Raw genomic sequence first — 15703 nt, 5'->3', positions numbered from 1 at the left:
CGGATGCAATCCGGGAGAGGCGGCAATCCGGACCCATAGCCCCGGATTGCATCCGGGCTACGGGGCCGAACTCGACCTACAACACCTGCTTGAGGAACGCCTGGGCCCGCGGGTCTTGCGGCCGGGTGAAGAACTGCGCCGGCGGCGCGTCTTCCAGCAGTTTGCCGTGGTCGAAGAACAGCACGCGGTCAGCCACTTCGCGGGCGAAGCCCATTTCGTGGGTAACGCAGACCATGGTCATGCCTTCCAGGGCCAGGGTCTTCATCACGTCCAGCACCTCGCCGACCATTTCCGGGTCAAGCGCCGAGGTCGGCTCGTCGAACAGCATGACCTTGGGCTCCATGGCCAATGCGCGGGCGATCGCCACCCGTTGCTGCTGACCACCAGACAAGCGCGCGGGGAACTCGTTGGCCTTCTGCGCGATACCGACCTTTTCCAGCAGGGCCAGGGCCTTGGCTTCACGCTCGGCCTTGCCGCGCTTGCGCACTACTTTCTGCGCCAGGCAGAGGTTTTCCAGCACAGTCATGTGCGGGAACAGGTTGAAGTGCTGGAACACCATACCGACTTCGCGGCGGTAGGCGTTGACGTCGGTTTTCGGATTGGCCAGGTCCAGGCCATCGATGCTCACCGAGCCGGAGTCCAGTTGCTCCAGGCCATTCAGGCAGCGCAAAAAGGTCGACTTGCCGGAACCGGACGGGCCGATCACCACCAGCACTTCGCCCTTGCCCACCTGGGTGGTGACATTGTCGACCGCGCGTACCTGCTGGCCGCGGGCGTCGAATACTTTGATCAGCTCACGAACTTCAATCACTTTGCGCCAACCTCCGCTCCAGCCGGCTGGCGATCTGCGACAGCGGCAAGTTGATTACCAGGTACAGGGCCGCCACACAGAACCAGATCTCGAACGTCGAGAACGAGGTGGTGATGGCTTCGCGACCGCTTTTGGTCAGTTCGGTGATAGCGATCACCGAGACCAGCGAGGTGTCCTTGACCAAACTGATGAACTGCCCGGCCAGCGCCGGCAGCGCCCGTTTGAACGCCTGCGGCAATACCACGTAGCGCATTGCCTGCCCAGCCGTCAGGCCCAGGGAGCGGGCCGCTTCGGCCTGGCCCTTGACGATCGACTGCACGCCGCCGCGGACGATCTCGGCCACGTAGGCGCCGGTAAACAGCGCCAACGCCGCCACCCCGGCGAACTCGCGGGACAGGTTGAGCACCGTGCCGATAAAGAAGTAGAAGATAAAAATCTGCACCAGCAGCGGCGTGCCACGCACCAACTCGACATACACCGTCGACAAGTCGCGCAGGGTCGGGTTGCTCGACAGCCGGCACAGGCCGGTCACCACGCCAATCAGCAGCCCCATGGCACCGGCGGCCAGGGAAATCCACAAAGTGGTCAGTAGGCCCCAGGCCAGCGGGCCAGCGGCCCAGTGACGAGTCACGCCGACCTGATCACCTTCCTCGACCTCGTCACCCAGCGACAACTGCAGGCTGTCGCTGTCCACGCTCAGTACCTGTTCGGCGCCCTCGCTGCTGCGCAGGGTCACCTCGGTTTGCGTGCCCTGCACCGTTAGGGTTGCCACCTCGGCCAACTCGGCCGCGCGCTGCGACTCCTCGGCCTGATAGACGAAGTACTGCGGCACGCGGTTCCAGCGCCACTCATAGGCAATCATCGAGGTAGCGAACCACAGGCTGCCAGCCAACACGATGAGAATCAGCCCGGTCAGCAGATGCCAGGGCCATTGGGCTTGTTTCAATTTAGCCACGAAGCAATTCCATAAATGCGAACGCGCAGCCGGGCTGCGCGTTGGGTATCACCAGCGGAGTAAGTCAGAGAACCTTGTTCAAGGTCTCGCGAGCTAGAGCCAGACAAGGCAAAAATGACCGAGGGAGCGGAGTTTACGGGTTGTAAATGAGCATCCCGAGGTCATTTTTAACGCCGCATGGCCGACGCGCAGCAGACGTTGAACAGGTTCTAAAGCTTATTCCATGTCTTTTAGCCAGGCAGTGCTCTTAAACCACTTGGCGTGCAGGCGATCATAGGTACCGTCGTGACGGATCTGCTGCAGCCAGTTGTTGATCCAGTTGATGCTGTCGTAGTCGCCCTTCTTCAGGCCAAACGCCAGCGGCTCGTAGGTGAAGGGTTCGTCCAGGTACACCAGCTTGCCGGCGCCGGCCTTGTTCACCGCCACTACGTTGTACGGAGCGTCGTAGATAAAGGCATCGGCTTTGCCGTTGACCACATCGAGTACTGCTTCTTGCTCATTATCAAAACCGTTGTACTTGGCTTTGCTGATCAGCTTCTTGGCGACCATTTCACCGGTAGTGCCAATCTTCGAGGTGATGCGGTACTGCGGATCGTTGAGGTCTTTGTAGGTCTTGATCTTGCCTTCCAGGTCCTTGCGAATCAGCAGGGTCTGGCCGACGACGATAAAGGGCTCGGAGAAGTTCAGGCGCAGGTTGCGTTCCTGGGTCAGGGTCATGCCGGAACCGATCATGTCGAACTTGTTGGTCAGCAGGGCCGGGATGATGCCGTCATAACCGGTGGACACCAGCTCCAGCTTGACGCCCATGGCCTTGGCCATGGCTTTCAGCAGGTCGACTTCGAAGCCGATGATTTCACCGCGCTTGTTGGTCATTTCGAACGGCATATAGGTCGGGTCCATGCCGACGCGCAGGGCACCGGCTTTCACCGCATCATCGATGGCACCGGCCTGGGCGGAAAAACCGGTCAGCGTGGCGGCGGCAAACAAAACTGTCGCAAGAAACTTTTTCATCGGCGTTCCTGACAAAGTGGAGGGAATAGGTTTGCTTGCCGGCGCGTAAACACCGGCAATCCATGGGCGCGCATGCTAACCGCTGAGGGCAGTGCTGGCCAGTCGGTCAACTGCCGCCGCGTGAGCTAAGCGACGACTTGCCGGTTCAGGTTTGCAGCAAAAAGGTCACCGGACCATCGTTGATCAGGTGCACCTGCATGTCCGCACCAAACTGCCCGCAGGCCACCGTGGCATGCTGCTGGCGGGCCTGGGCGAGCAGATAATCGAACAGCTCGGCACCCAGTGCCGGCGTTGCAGCAGTGGAGAACCCCGGACGCAGGCCACTTTTGGTGTCGGCCGCCAGGGTGAACTGGGACACCAGCAGCAAGCCGCCCGCCACATCCTTGAGCGACAGGTTCATCTTGCCCGCCGCATCGTTGAACACCCGGTAATTGAGCAGTTTGTGCAGCAGCTTGTCGGCGCTGGCCGGGGTGTCTTGGGGTTCGACACCGACCAGCACCAGCAAACCGCCAGCAATGGCGCCGACACACTCACCGGCTACGTCGACCCGCGCCTGGCTGACGCGTTGCAGCAGAGCCTTCATGCCTCGTCGGGCGCCAGGTCGAGCAGGCGTCGAGCCATGTCATCGGCACCGCGCACCAAGGCATCGGTGATGCCCACTTCCGAGGCGGCGTGGCCGGCATCGCGGATGATCTGCAACTCGCTGTTGGGCCAGGCCTGGTGCAGCGCATAGGCATTGTCTAGCGGGCAGATCACGTCATAGCGACCGTGCACGATCAGGCCCGGCAGATGGGCAATCTTGGGCATGTCGCGAAGCAACTGGTCGGCGTCGAGAAAGGCGTTGTTGACGAAGTAGTGACACTCGATCCGGGCAATCGACAGGGCCCGATGGCTGTCACTGAAACGGTCGACCACCTGGGGATTGGGACGCAGCGTGGCGGTACGGCCCTCCCAGGTCGACCAGGCCTTGGCCGCATGCATCTGAGCAATCTGGTCCTGACCGGTGAGGCGCTTGTAGAACGCCTGCATCAGATCGCCGCGCTCGTCCGCCGGGATCGGCGCCAGGTAATCTTCCCAGTAGTCAGGGAACAGGCGGCTGGCACCTTCCTGGTAGAACCACTGGAAGTCTTGCGGGCGGCAGAGAAAGATCCCCCGCAGCAGCAGAGCATGCACACGTTCCGGATGGGTCTGGGCATAGGCCAAGGCCAGGGTCGAACCCCAGGAGCCGCCGAACAGCACCCACTTGTCGATGCCTAGGTGCTCACGAATGCGCTCAAGGTCGGCAACCAAGTCCCAGGTGGTGTTGTTGTCCAGGCTAGCGTGGGGCGTCGAGCGCCCGCAACCACGCTGGTCGAAGGTGACGATGCGGTACAGGTTAGGGTCGAAGAAGCGCCGACTCAGGGCATCACAACCCGCCCCCGGGCCACCATGGATAAACACCACCGGCAAACCATCCGCATAACCGCTTTCGTCGACATACAGCACGTGCGGTTCCGTCACGGCTAACTCGTGACGGGCGTAAGGTTTAATCTCCGGATATAGCGTCTGCATGCTGCACTCCCGAATCGGCGGCTGCGGGCCCTGTTGGACGCCGCTCTGATACTGTTGCGGCCATCATAACCATGAAACGGTGCTTCGACATGCCGCTGCGACTATTTACCCTACCCTTGGTAATGTTTTGTCTCCTGCTTGGCGGCTGTCGTGGCGATGACCCGCAAGCCGCGCTGGAAAAAGCCGTACAGCAGTTGCAAGACAACCTCGAACACAAACGCAGCAGCGCCGTGCTGGAACAACTGCACGGGCAGTTCAGTGCCCAGCAGCAATACGACCGCGACTGGGCCAAGCGCACCATGCTGATGCTGTTTATGCGCCATCAGAATGTGCGCGTGCTAGCGCTAAGCCAGAACAGTTATCTCGACCCCACCTACCGCGAGCGTGGCCACAGCGACCTGCAGGTGGCGCTGACCGGCGCCGAGGGTTTGCTCCCGGACAGCGCCAGTCATTACAAGGTCAAACTGGACTGGTGGCTGGAAGACGGCCAGTGGCAGCTGGCGCGTCTTAACTGGGAGTGAGCCACGAACTCACTCAGGGCTGGCCGATAGACTGATCAGCGACTCGCCAGATCAGCCCTTCAGTGGCATAACCGCGCTCGCGGGCGATGCTCAGCAACTGCTCACGGGTCTTGGCCGACACCTGCGGCGTGCGCGACAGCAGCCACAGGTACTGACGATCCGGATTACCCACCAGGGCCACATGGTAATCGTCATCCAGGTACAGCACCCAGTAATCGCCACGGGTCAGGTCGGGGAACAGGCGACTGAACCAGTTATCGAAGCGCACCCACAGTTTATCGGTCTGCCCCGCCTGCTGAGCAAAGGCCTGGCCGCTGGCCTCCTGCCACTCGCCCTGTAGGGTCCGGCAGCGATTGCGCACCGCCACCGTGCCATCGCCCTGCAACGCGTAATGAGCCTCGGACTGGGCGCAGTTGCGCTGGAAGAACATCGGCAGACGCGCCAGCTCGTACCAGGTGCCCTGGTAGCGGGACAGGTCCACCTGATCGACCGTCTGCGGCGGAGCCAATGTCCCACCCGAGGCGACACAGGCGCTCAACAACAGGGCCGCGCACAAACCGGTAAGCGTACGCATAACGGCTCCTACTTCAGCCCCTGGCCGGAGAACAGCAGCACTTTGTCGCCCGCGTACTGCACGCTGATAAAGGTCTTCTCGTCGCCCCAATTGCAGCTGCTGATGCCGACGGCACCGGAGCACTCAGTGGGCGCGCCGAGCAAGGCTTCCACCTCAGCTTTGGCCATACCGGCCTGCAACTTGGCGTAGTTTTCCTGATTGATCTTGCTGCAGGCGCTCAGGCACAGCACCGCACCCAGCAGCATTAGCGTACGCAGGGACATGTCAGACTCCTTGGGGATTCGTTTGAGCGCTTGAGCATCGCACACTGTGCGTCATCTGCCTAAATCAGCAGTGCCCCGACCTTGCGCCGGGGCATGCGAGCGGCCATCGCAGCCGCTCGTCTGTAACCGTACTCAGGCCGAGTGATAGGCCGTGACGCGCTCGACTTCTTCTTTCGAGCCGAGGAACACCGCCACACGCTGGTGCAACGAGGTCGGCTGAATGTCGAGAATGCGCTCGTGACCGTTGGTGGCCATGCCACCTGCCTGCTCGATGATGAACGACATCGGGTTGGCTTCGTACATCAGGCGCAGCTTGCCCGGCTTCTCTGGCTCGCGGGAATCGCGCGGGTACATAAACAGGCCGCCACGGGTGAGGATACGGTGCACGTCAGCCACCATGGCCGCGACCCAGCGCATGTTGTAATCCTTGCCCAGAGGCCCGGTTTTGCCGGCCAGCAACTCGTCGACGTAACGGGTAACGGGCGCTTCCCAGTGACGCTGGTTGGACATGTTGATGGCGAATTCTGCGGTGCTTTCCGGCACACGAATATTGTCGTGGGTCAGCTCGAAGCTGCCCAGCTCGCTGTCCAGGGTGAAACCTTTGACACCGTCGCCGAGGGTTAGCATCAGCATGGTCTGTGGGCCGTAGATGGCGTAGCCCGCAGCGACCTGCTCGGTGCCCGGCTGGAGGAATGCATCCTCACCCAGATCACCCTCATCGCCATTACGATCCGGGCAACGCAGCACCGAAAAGATGGTGCCGACCGAAACGTTGACGTCGATATTGGAGGAGCCGTCCAGCGGGTCGAATACCAGCAGGTAGGCGCCTTTCGGGTATTGACCAGGAATCTGATAGGCATTGTCCATCTCTTCCGACGCCATGCCGGCCAGGTGACCGCCCCACTCGTTGGCCTCCAGCAAAATTTCGTTGGACAGCACGTCGAGCTTCTTCTGCACTTCGCCCTGGATGTTCTCGGTCCCCATGCTGCCGAGCACGCCGCCCAGTGCACCTTTGGAAACAGCGTGGCTGATTTCCTTGCAGGCACGGGCCACTACTTCGATAAGAAACCGCAAATCCGCCGGGGTATTGTTGCTGCGGGTTTGTTCAATCAGGTAGCGGCTGAGGGTAACGCGAGACATGACGAGGCTCCGGAGAGGAATAAATTGCGCGCAGTTTACCCTTAATGGGCCGGTAGCGCCTCACACTACCGACCCAACTGACTTACCAGTCCAGCGCCAGGGAAACACTCACCCCTTGCTGGCTTTGATCATCAGACTGGCTGTAGCTGTAGCCACCGCGCAGAGACAGGTCCCGAGTCAACTGGTGGCTAACGCCAACGCTGGCACTGTCGAGGCTGTCGCCAGGGGTATAGCCGCGCAGCTCGAAGCCGATCCCCGGCAGGCTGTTCAGCTCGGAACGCACCTCGCTGGTGTCATCTTCGTACTCACGTTCGTGACTGTACTCGGCAAACAGCGCCGTGGCCGGGCTTAGCTGGTAACGCCCTTGAATGCCGGCACCGAGACGACGAGAGTCACGCTGCTGGTCATCGAAGGTCAAGGCGGTGGAGCGGCTGCCGTCCTCGGCGTAGCCATCGACATCGACTTCGACATAGTCGGCGCTCAGGAACGGGCTCAGGTGCCACTCGCTACCTGGCTGAGCGATGTCATACCCCACACGGCCACTGGCGCCCCAGAGATTGCCATCAGTATCGCCTTGCTCAGTGCGCGTAACCTGGCCCAGCTGGATGGAGCGCTCAAGATTGTCGTAATCCAGGCTGCCGGCACTCAGGGCCAGATCCGCCCACCAGCGATTGTCCTGATACTGGGCAAATGCCGTGGCCAGATAACTGTTGAGGTTGTAGTCAGAGTTGGCGGCGCCCGCCTCCAGGTCCTGACCATAAAGCCCCAGCGCCACGCCAACTCGCCAGGCGTCATCAAGACGATAGCTACCACCCAGATTGAGGCTGTAGCCGTCGCCGTCGGCACTGCTGGCGTTATCCTGGCTGTCAAAATCCTGCTGCTGCCCACCGGCCGCAACGAAACCACGCCACTGGTCGACCGCCTGCCAGGCGTTCCAATCGGCCTGCCACTGGCTACGCAATTGACCCTGATGCGCTCGCAGATTACCCAAGGCCATTTCCGGCAGCAGGCTTAGCTCTTGTGAAGCACTGAGCAGCGAATACGCGTAATCGGCAGCAATCTGCTGCACCGCTGTGGTCGGGTGCACGCTGTCGTTGAACATCAACTTGCTCGGATCCGGCGTCGCGCTATTGATGCCCCAGGTGGTGTTGACGTTAGCGCAACCGTTGAAACAGGTACCGGTCAGGTCCTGCGTGGCATCAAAGCCATACGCGCCTGGGGTGGCGAGCACTTCAGTCACCAGCAGCGGCAGGTTCAGCGGGATGATATTGGCGTCAATGCCGCGCAACTGGCTGACCAGCTCGGTATTCAAGTCGCCGGCCAGACCACCAATAAAACTATTACCGCCCCCCAGGGCCGGGGTATTGCCGACATTGGGCAACAACGAAACCATGATGTAGCGTGCGCCCGCAGTTTGCAGGGCCTCGACACTGTCGACCAGTCGACCCGCGGCAGCCTGGGCCTGCGCTGTACTCAGCACCTGACCCTGGAGGAAGTCATTACCGCCGCCATTGACGTAATACAAGGCATTGGCGTCGAGGCTCAGGCCGCGATTGGCCAGATCGACCAGGAAACCATCACGGGTGCGAGTGCCCGCTACCGAACCGCCTGCCTGAGTGATCGAGTCAAGAACCTGATCGGTTCGATAACCGCCCACCGCCCAGTTGTTGCCGTCCTCCCAGCCATTGTCCTCAAACACGGATGACGTCGAGGGTGACTGAGCTCCAAGCCCCAGCAATTCACCGATCAGCATCGGCGAAGTCTTGCCATACACCTCACCACTGGCATCGGTAAACAGCGGGCCGACACGGTTGGTGAAACGGCGGGTTTGGGTCGTGGAGTTGACCGAGTCAGGGAATTGTCCGGCGTCGCTCAAACTATCGCCGAACACGTACAGCCCGCTATAGGGCGCCGCTGACAGGGAGGGAGCTACGGTAGCCATGCAGCAGGCTACCGCCAACGGAGAAAGAAGGCGTTTCATGGGCAGTCCTTATTGTTATTGGCGTGACTTGCGCCTTGGACTTTAGCCATTTTCAAACAACAAAGCAGCCATCTTCGATGAACAAGATTGTAACTAGCCTGCGCTAGCTGCCCTGACTCACAAGCACCCGATCACGGCCATCACGCTTGGCCTGGTACAGCGCGCGGTCGGCCGCCTGCATCAGCTCTTCCAGCGTATGCCCGTGGCTGGGCCACAGCGCTACACCGGCCGAAAGGGTAACGCGCAGAGCACCGGCGCGGGTCGGCAAGTCGCAAGCAGCCAGTTGCTCGCGCAGACAGTCGACACGGCTTACCGCCTCGGCCAACTCGACATCCGGCAGGATCAACAAAAACTCTTCACCACCGATGCGAAACACCGCGTCAGTGCTGCGCAGGTTACCTTGCAGGTGCTGGGCCACCGCTTGCAGCACTTCATCGCCGACCAGATGGCCATGGCTGTCATTGAGCCGCTTGAAATGATCGAGATCGATCATCGCCAACGCCAAACTACTGCGCTCACGCAGTGCTCGCGCCTGCTCGCGCTGGAAGAACTCAACGAGATAGCGGCGGTTGAACAGCCCGGTTAATGGATCGTGCAACGCCTGCTCACTCAGTTGCGCGTGCAGGGCCGAGATGGTGTGCAGACGCTCTTCACTGAGGCTCAGCGCCTCGGCCAGTTGCCGCTCGCTGAGGTAGCGCTGGGTCACGTCGCGTAGATAAAGCATTTCCCCCAGCACAATTCGCTCGGCGCGCACGCTGCGCTCGATGGCACGCTGGCGCACTTCGAAATAGCGGGAAGGCTCAGTGAGCGCCAAGAGCGGCGCCTCGGCGCTCGCCACCTGCGGCTGCAGCAAGGCGTGCAAGTCACGCCCAATGATCGGCCATTCAACCAGCAGACGCCCCTGCCAGCCATCGTGCACGCCGGCCAATTGCAGGGCGGCCGGATTGGCCTCGATTACTCGCTGGCGCGGATCAATGACCAGGACCGGATCGACCAGCGCCTTCAGCAGTAGATCGCGGGCCACGGGCAACACATCAAACAGACGTACGCCGATGATCAACCAGGTCAGGGCCAGCAAGGTGAAAGCAAAGCTGAAGGGCGTCGGGTCAAAGCCGAAAACCGTCCAGCCAAACACCACATAACCGATGTTCCCAGCCCAAGGCACGGCGGTCAGCGCAACGAATGCCAGGTAATGCCGACGATACAAGCCCTGACTGGCAAAGGCCGCGCGCAGCACGATCAGCAAACAGAAGGACATAAACAGGTAAACGTAAACGGCTGTGGCAAAGAACAATGGGCCGTGCTCATAGCGAATCGGCGCCCCCACCTCAGCTGAAATCGGCCCACTGCCAGGGCCGTAAAACAGCCCGTGCCACGGATTGCTCAACGCCAATAGCCAGACCAGCACGGGCACCAGGGTCAGCACACACACCCGGCGCAGGGAAATCGGCAGCCGCTCAGTGTTTACGTATTGCCAGAGGAACACCGCCCAGAAGGTCGGCACGGCAAGAATTCCCGGCCAAGCCATGGAGGCCCATAACATTTTGCAATGCGGCCCTTGCGAGGCCATTTCCAATGCAGCGGCCAGCAGCCACCAGAGCGTGCCTACATGCAGCATGAAAAAACTGCGCTGACCGGGAAAATGCGACTGGCGACTGACCCAGGCCGACAGGAAGGCCACCCCCACACAGACGGCCAGGGTCAACAGCACCGGGGCTGACAGCGCCCAACCCGCACTGCAGCTAGTCATTCACACCACCCCACGCACGGCACTGAACAGAACTCATGGTTTGACCTGCGTCGTGCGCAACACGCTCATGGCCATCAGCACCAAGAGGCCGACGCCCAGCAACAGGACCGCCCACAGGCCGATACGTTTCCAGTCAATCGCCGCACTGGCGGGCGCCGGCGGCTCAACGCTGGCTGCCGTCGCAAGTGCCACATTGGCCACACCCAGCTGGCTGAGACGCGCCGGCTCGTAGCCAGGAATCAACGTGCTCAACGGCAAGTTGGCGGCTTGCGCGGCCTGATTGCCCAACGCCAACTGATACGGCGGCGTACCACGGGCGAGAAACACCAGTTCAGTGGCACGCAGGCCCACGGTGATCTGCGGGGAACTGATACCCAAGCCACCGCCGCGTTCATCCACTACCAATTTGAGCTGCTGCACCGGCGCACCATACAAGTCGATGTGTTCCTGCACTGATTCCTTGCCGCCGTGGGGCACGCGGTACAGCAGGCTGCGATTGAGCACCTGCCACTGCAAGGTGCTATCACGACGGCCATAAAGCGTTACCGGCGCCAGGGTATTGGCTTGAGGCAAGCTGATGTGTACACGCTCCAAGGGCAACGCCAATGGCAGCTCCCAGGTGTATTCACCCGGCTTGCTGCTGCTCGCCGACAACGCGGCCGACCAGGCCATGGGCGCCACCTTGGCCTGCCGGTCGCTGCTGCTCAATTCGGCCGCCAACAACTGCGGGGCTTGCTGCGGCGCCAGCCAGAGCAGGCGCAGGTAGCGCGCCGACTGACCGGGTAGGTTGACCCGACGCTGCTGCAATTGCTCATCAGCAAACGCCAGTCGGGCGATCTGCCCTTCGCCCCAGCTTTGCCAATGCTGCAGGTCATCGCTGGCCTCGATGCGGAAACGCTGGAAGCCGTCGCTGTCGCTACTCCAATCAAGCTGCAACTGCTCAAGAGGCGCCTTAATGGCGCTGGCATCCAGCAGCCAACCGCGCAGGATTTGCTGCTCAGGCTTGCCGCTCGTCTCGCTCAACACCTCCACCAGGGTGCCGCCATCGCTGCGCTGCACGCGAATACCCGGCGCTTCGGCGCTGCCATCCTTGGCCCCGTGCAACGGGAACCACTTCACCGCCGTCTGGCGCACCTGCACCTGCTGCTCGGCACGCCCCAGGGTCAGGGCATAGGCCTGCGCCTGGTCTTCGGCATTGAATACGCGAATGTCGCGCAGGTCCGCATAGCGGGCGGCAAACTGCAGGGCCATCGGCACCTGCAGCCGATACCAGGGGCCTTCCCCAGTCAATGTGAGGGCCGCCTGGGTGGTGAAGTCGGCCGGAGCGTCCTGAGCGACCGCTACTGGCAATAACAGGCTGGCGACCAGCCCGACCAATAGGCGACGCTTGCTGGCGAAGATGCCCTTCATAACTTGACCTGCTCGACGTCTGGCACCGCCTGCCGAGGTGGCAGTGGCGCGAAATAACCCACGATCAGCAGCAAAACGCCGACCCCAATAAACGACACGATACGTTCCAGCCCACCCTGGTTGCCCAGCTCGACGAAGAACAGCTTGGCCACCACCAGGGCAATCAGCGCCGCGCCCACCAGCCACAACTCGCGACGACCACGGCGGTGGGCGAAGATCATCAGCGGCAAGGCGATCAGCGTCCACACCAGCGACAAACCCGCCTGCACCAGCATCGACTGCAGCAGCGGCTGCACGGCATAAGGCACAGCGGCCCAGTGATGCACGGCGCGCAGCACCGCCGCCGTGAGCAAGGCGAACAGTGAAGCACCGGCCAGCAGTTGCACCAACGTGGCGGTGCGCTCAGGGCTCCAGCCCAGTGCCGGCAGACCACTGCGCAACCACTGGGTCACGCCGAACAGGGCAAACAGCAAACCCAACTCCAGCGGGTTAATCAGCGGTAGATAAGGCAACGGCTCGGCGGCGCCATCGCTGGCGATATTAGCCAACCAGAACCACGCCAGCATCAGCGCAGCCAGAGGTGCAGCCGCCAGCAGCCGGTACTCGCGCCCATACACCGCCACCGGCCAGGGTAGACGCCGCGGCTGCGCCATCAGCCACAAGTAGGCGCTCGGCAGCAGCGCCCAGCCCAGCCAACGCCAGGCGTTGTAGTGCTCGGCCAGCAGCGCCAGTAAGTAACGCAACTCCAGCGCCAGCACACCGAGGAGTAACCAGCAGCCGAGCACATGGCTGGCACTCCGGGCGCGCGTGGGCAGCAACGCCGCCAACTGACGCAGGCCAACAAAATGCACGGCAAACACCAGTGACCAGGCCAGCCAGCCAAAGTGCCCCGCCGGGTTCCAGCTGCTCGACCAGCTCAAGGCCAAGAGCACGCTGGCGACCGGGATGTGCAAGGTCTGCAGCCGGGCCAGCGCACGCCAATCGCAGCGTTTGGCCAGCAAGGTGACAAGTGCCGCGCTGCCGGCCAGGGCCAGCAACAGCAACGTGGCCTGCCAAGGGCCCGGCACAAACCGCCAGACCTCACTGGCCCAGGCCAGGGCCCACCAGCCTGTACCCCAGACCAGCAACAGTTGCGACAAACGCTCCAGGCTCAAACGGCCCAAGTCGCCGGCACTCTCGCGGCGCACCACCTGCTGCAGGCGCCAGGCGCCAACCAATGCGGCCAACCCCAGCACCAAGGGCGTCCAGAAACCGGCATGGGCCAGCGGACGCAAACCGACACCAGTCAACATGCCCAACAGCAGCGGGCTAGCACCCAGGAAGGCCACACCGCCCACCACCTGCAGCAGCAGGCCGAAGATAAAACTGGCGCGCTGTTGCAGGTGCAGACTGAGCCAGATGATCAGCAAACCACTGCCGCCCCACACCGAGCTGGCGGTTTGCCAGGGCAGCACGAACAGCACCGCCAGATTGATTAGCAGTAGGCCGGCCAGCAACACCAGCGACAGCCCACGCAACAGGCGCACATCGCTGCGCACCAGCTGATCACGGGCGGCAAACAGCATGCCGCCGATCAGCGCCAGGCCAATCAGCGAGGCCGTCATCAAGCCGCGCCAACCGGCGCTGAATACCCCACTGGCGCCATCCTGGGCGGTATCCAACTGCAACAGGAACAGCGCGCCACCTAGCAACTGCACGGCAAAGGCGCTGAACAGAAAACTGCGTGACTGGATGCGCAGGCCGACGATCAGCGTCGCCAGCCCGGCCAGCGCCCAGCAGATGGCCGTCACTTCCGCGGCGAAGTTCAGCGGCGCGATCAGGTAGAGGAACGCCAACCCGGCACAGGCCAGCAGCGGCAGGCCATGGCGCTCCCAAGCCTGGCTCAGCGCGGGTGCAGCCAAACGCAGCTGACGATGGCTGAACAGCAGCGCCGCACCAAGCATCAACGCACCGAGCGGCGCACCGTTGAGCACGGTATCGCTCCCACCCTGCAAACTGCCAAGAAAGGCCAGCCCGGCCGCCGCCTGCAGGAACAGGGCAAAGGCTCGTGCCAGGCGCCGTTGCTGACGCAAGCCAAGCCAGAAAATACCAGCACCCTCCACCGCCCAGGCCGCCGACGTCCAGCGTGCATCGAGGCCGAGGGGAATGGCCAGCGTGGCAAAGATCACCCCCAGCGCCAGGCAGGTTTCCACCAGCAGCAGCGCGCGACCCGGCACCTTGGCGCTCAGCAGCCGCGCCAGCAGCAGGTAAAACAGGCCCAGACCTAGGGCACTGAAGGCCGCGGCGAACTCGATATGCTGAACCAGCCCGTACTGCAGGCCAAAGCCAATCAGCGGCGGGCCGAAGAGGATGGTGCCGTCGACATAATCACCCTGGCGAGCCGACCAGCGCAGCAGTTCGCTGCGACTGCCATCCACCGGCAAGCCCGCGGCTTCCAGCAACTTGCGCCGGGCGAACAGCAGACCGATGCCGACGTACATGAGAAAGAACAGGACCAGGAACGGCTCAGTGCTGGCCAGCAGCTCCGGTTTATAGGAGCGCAGGCCCCAGGCGAAACCAATACCGAAGGTGCCGACGAAGCCGATCAGGTTAAGTAGGCGCCAGGCCTTGAACCAGGCAATGGCGAAGATGCCGGCATTCAGCAGGGCAAAGTAGCTGAACAGCGCCACATGGTTGCCGCTGCCAGTGGAGGTCAGAATCGGCGCGGCAAAACCGCCCAACGCGGCGGCAGCGGCCAGCCCAAGCGCATCCTGGGCAATCGCCAGAATGGCCGAACAGAGGGTGATTACCACCAACAAGCCCAGGGCTTCCCCGGAGCTCAGCAGAGGATGCAAGCGCATCGCGGCAAACACCGTCAGGTACAGCACGGCGATGCCAGTGCCTTGCAGCATCAAGCCATAGTTGGCATTGCGCAGACGCAACCACCAACCCAGGCCAAGCAGTGCCACGGCGCTGGCCGCGACCCCGGCATAACGCACCTGCACCGGCACCACCATGCCTTCGGTGGCATAGCGCAGGAGAAAGGCCAGGCCGAGAAACAACAGCACCACACCAACCCGCAGCACGGTATTGCCGCCAAACAACCAGGCTTGTGCGGCGTCGATGGCGCGCTCCAGCGGCGAAGGCTCGCGCGGCACTGGCGCAGCCTTGGGCAGCACCGGCTGCGGCGCCACCACGACCGGCTCGGCCATCCACACATTGGCGGGCAACGGGCTCGACGCCGCCATGGCTGGGCGCTCAAGCAGTTCGTCGGGCAGCTCCCAGACCAGCTCGTCATCGGCGGGTGCCGCAACAATCTCCGTCAGCACGGCACTGGCCGCTGCCGGTGGCTCAGCGACCTCATCGGGGGGCGTCTGCCCCGCCTCCAGCTGGCGCAGGCGCTCCTGCAACGCGACGCCGGCCTGTTCAAAGCGCGCGGCGAAGGCCAGCAGCTCCTTGCGCAACTCGCTGTTCTGCAGCTCCAACCCCTGCAGACGCAGGGTCTGTCCCAACGCTAGGCCGATCAGGCCACCGAGCAATCCGGCGCTGAGCGATTCGTCGGCCAAGGCGCCGAGCACCAAGCCAACCAGCATGAAGATCCATTGCATGCGTTGTGTTCCCAATTCGGTTGCGACAAATACGGCGGTCCCTGGACTGCGCGCGAGAGTATAGGGCTGCACCTGCATCCCCTGACAGAGACGAATGGGCGACAGCGCACAGACACACAACACATTTATCCATGCTTATTGCCCGCCAC

General features: G+C 62.5%; 13 protein-coding genes. 1 reads left to right on the top strand and 12 read right to left on the bottom strand.

The features are described 5' to 3' along the window. Nucleotides 1–76: 76 nt before the first annotated feature. From AC56DI_RS02465 to pip, 5 genes are all read right to left on the bottom strand, one after another. Nucleotides 77–811 carry an amino acid ABC transporter ATP-binding protein gene (locus AC56DI_RS02465; RefSeq protein WP_496344787.1) on the bottom strand — a complete coding sequence of 245 codons (735 nt, stop codon included), beginning with the start codon at nt 809–811 and terminating at the stop codon, nt 77–79. Then, complete coding sequence (locus AC56DI_RS02460) at nt 804–1766, bottom strand: amino acid ABC transporter permease (RefSeq protein ID WP_496344786.1); 963 nt, start codon at nt 1764–1766, stop codon at nt 804–806. The genes AC56DI_RS02465 and AC56DI_RS02460 overlap by 8 nt, the downstream gene beginning before the upstream one ends. Before the next feature lie 216 nt (nt 1767–1982). After that, nucleotides 1983–2777 (bottom strand): transporter substrate-binding domain-containing protein, encoded by a 795-nt coding sequence (locus tag AC56DI_RS02455; RefSeq protein ID WP_496344785.1) that lies wholly within the window; start codon nt 2775–2777, stop codon nt 1983–1985. Between the two features lie 145 nt (nt 2778–2922). Next, nucleotides 2923–3360: a D-aminoacyl-tRNA deacylase gene (gene dtd / locus AC56DI_RS02450; protein WP_496344784.1), complete on the bottom strand. Its 438-nt coding sequence runs from the start codon at nt 3358–3360 to the stop codon at nt 2923–2925. Then, the gene (pip, locus tag AC56DI_RS02445; RefSeq protein WP_324521144.1) at nt 3357–4328 is read right to left on the bottom strand and encodes a prolyl aminopeptidase; all 972 of its coding nucleotides are present in this window, start codon (nt 4326–4328) and stop codon (nt 3357–3359) included. Before pip ends, dtd begins: the two co-directional genes overlap by 4 nt. 89 nt (nt 4329–4417) lie before the next feature. On the opposite strand from pip, the gene AC56DI_RS02440 reads away from it, so the two are divergent. Next, nucleotides 4418–4849, top strand: coding sequence for a hypothetical protein (locus AC56DI_RS02440; RefSeq protein ID WP_496344783.1), 432 nt, complete (start codon nt 4418–4420; stop codon nt 4847–4849). Between the two features lie 13 nt (nt 4850–4862). Here AC56DI_RS02440 and AC56DI_RS02435 read toward each other — a convergent pair whose 3' ends face one another. The 7 genes from AC56DI_RS02435 to AC56DI_RS02405 form a co-directional block, all read right to left on the bottom strand. Further along, entirely contained in the window at nt 4863–5423 is a 561-nt protein-coding gene (locus tag AC56DI_RS02435; protein WP_496344782.1) for a lipocalin family protein, read from the bottom strand. A gap of 8 nt (nt 5424–5431) precedes the next feature. Then, on the bottom strand, nt 5432–5686 hold the full coding sequence (locus tag AC56DI_RS02430) for a hypothetical protein (protein WP_496344781.1): 255 nt from the start codon (nt 5684–5686) through the stop codon (nt 5432–5434). A gap of 132 nt (nt 5687–5818) precedes the next feature. Then, nucleotides 5819–6826 (bottom strand): class 1 fructose-bisphosphatase, encoded by a 1008-nt coding sequence (locus AC56DI_RS02425; RefSeq protein WP_324521152.1) that lies wholly within the window; start codon nt 6824–6826, stop codon nt 5819–5821. An 82-nt stretch (nt 6827–6908) separates the two neighbouring features. Further along, entirely contained in the window at nt 6909–8807 is a 1899-nt protein-coding gene (locus AC56DI_RS02420; RefSeq protein WP_496344780.1) for an autotransporter domain-containing protein, read from the bottom strand. A 103-nt stretch (nt 8808–8910) separates the two neighbouring features. Beyond that, a complete protein-coding gene (locus AC56DI_RS02415) occupies nt 8911–10557 on the bottom strand; it encodes a histidine kinase N-terminal 7TM domain-containing diguanylate cyclase (protein ID WP_496344779.1) in 1647 nt (548 codons plus the stop codon). A 33-nt stretch (nt 10558–10590) separates the two neighbouring features. Further along, complete coding sequence (locus AC56DI_RS02410; RefSeq protein ID WP_496344778.1) at nt 10591–11967, bottom strand: DUF3999 domain-containing protein; 1377 nt, start codon at nt 11965–11967, stop codon at nt 10591–10593. Then, nucleotides 11964–15554 carry a DUF2339 domain-containing protein gene (locus tag AC56DI_RS02405; protein WP_496344777.1) on the bottom strand — a complete coding sequence of 1197 codons (3591 nt, stop codon included), beginning with the start codon at nt 15552–15554 and terminating at the stop codon, nt 11964–11966. The genes AC56DI_RS02410 and AC56DI_RS02405 overlap by 4 nt, the downstream gene beginning before the upstream one ends. Between the last annotated feature and the right edge of the window lie 149 nt (nt 15555–15703).

Source organism: Pseudomonas sp. BGA-UO-ETr-WB11, from assembly GCF_059567785.1.
This window is presented reverse-complemented; position numbering and strand designations above follow the sequence as displayed.

Excerpts from the sequence above, each read along its gene's own strand:
- AC56DI_RS02455 (WP_496344785.1), bottom strand. The coding sequence starts at position 2,777 with ATGAAAAAGTTTCTTGCGACAGTTTTGTTTGCCGCCGCCACGCTGACC.
- dtd (WP_496344784.1), bottom strand. The coding sequence starts at position 3,360 with ATGAAGGCTCTGCTGCAACGCGTCAGCCAGGCGCGGGTCGACGTAGCC.
- pip (WP_324521144.1), bottom strand. The coding sequence starts at position 4,328 with ATGCAGACGCTATATCCGGAGATTAAACCTTACGCCCGTCACGAGTTA.
- AC56DI_RS02440 (WP_496344783.1), top strand. The coding sequence starts at position 4,418 with ATGCCGCTGCGACTATTTACCCTACCCTTGGTAATGTTTTGTCTCCTG.
- AC56DI_RS02435 (WP_496344782.1), bottom strand. The coding sequence starts at position 5,423 with ATGCGTACGCTTACCGGTTTGTGCGCGGCCCTGTTGTTGAGCGCCTGT.
- AC56DI_RS02430 (WP_496344781.1), bottom strand. The coding sequence starts at position 5,686 with ATGTCCCTGCGTACGCTAATGCTGCTGGGTGCGGTGCTGTGCCTGAGC.
- AC56DI_RS02425 (WP_324521152.1), bottom strand. The coding sequence starts at position 6,826 with ATGTCTCGCGTTACCCTCAGCCGCTACCTGATTGAACAAACCCGCAGC.
- AC56DI_RS02420 (WP_496344780.1), bottom strand. The coding sequence starts at position 8,807 with ATGAAACGCCTTCTTTCTCCGTTGGCGGTAGCCTGCTGCATGGCTACC.
- AC56DI_RS02415 (WP_496344779.1), bottom strand. The coding sequence starts at position 10,557 with ATGACTAGCTGCAGTGCGGGTTGGGCGCTGTCAGCCCCGGTGCTGTTG.
- AC56DI_RS02410 (WP_496344778.1), bottom strand. The coding sequence starts at position 11,967 with ATGAAGGGCATCTTCGCCAGCAAGCGTCGCCTATTGGTCGGGCTGGTC.
- AC56DI_RS02405 (WP_496344777.1), bottom strand. The coding sequence starts at position 15,554 with ATGCAATGGATCTTCATGCTGGTTGGCTTGGTGCTCGGCGCCTTGGCC.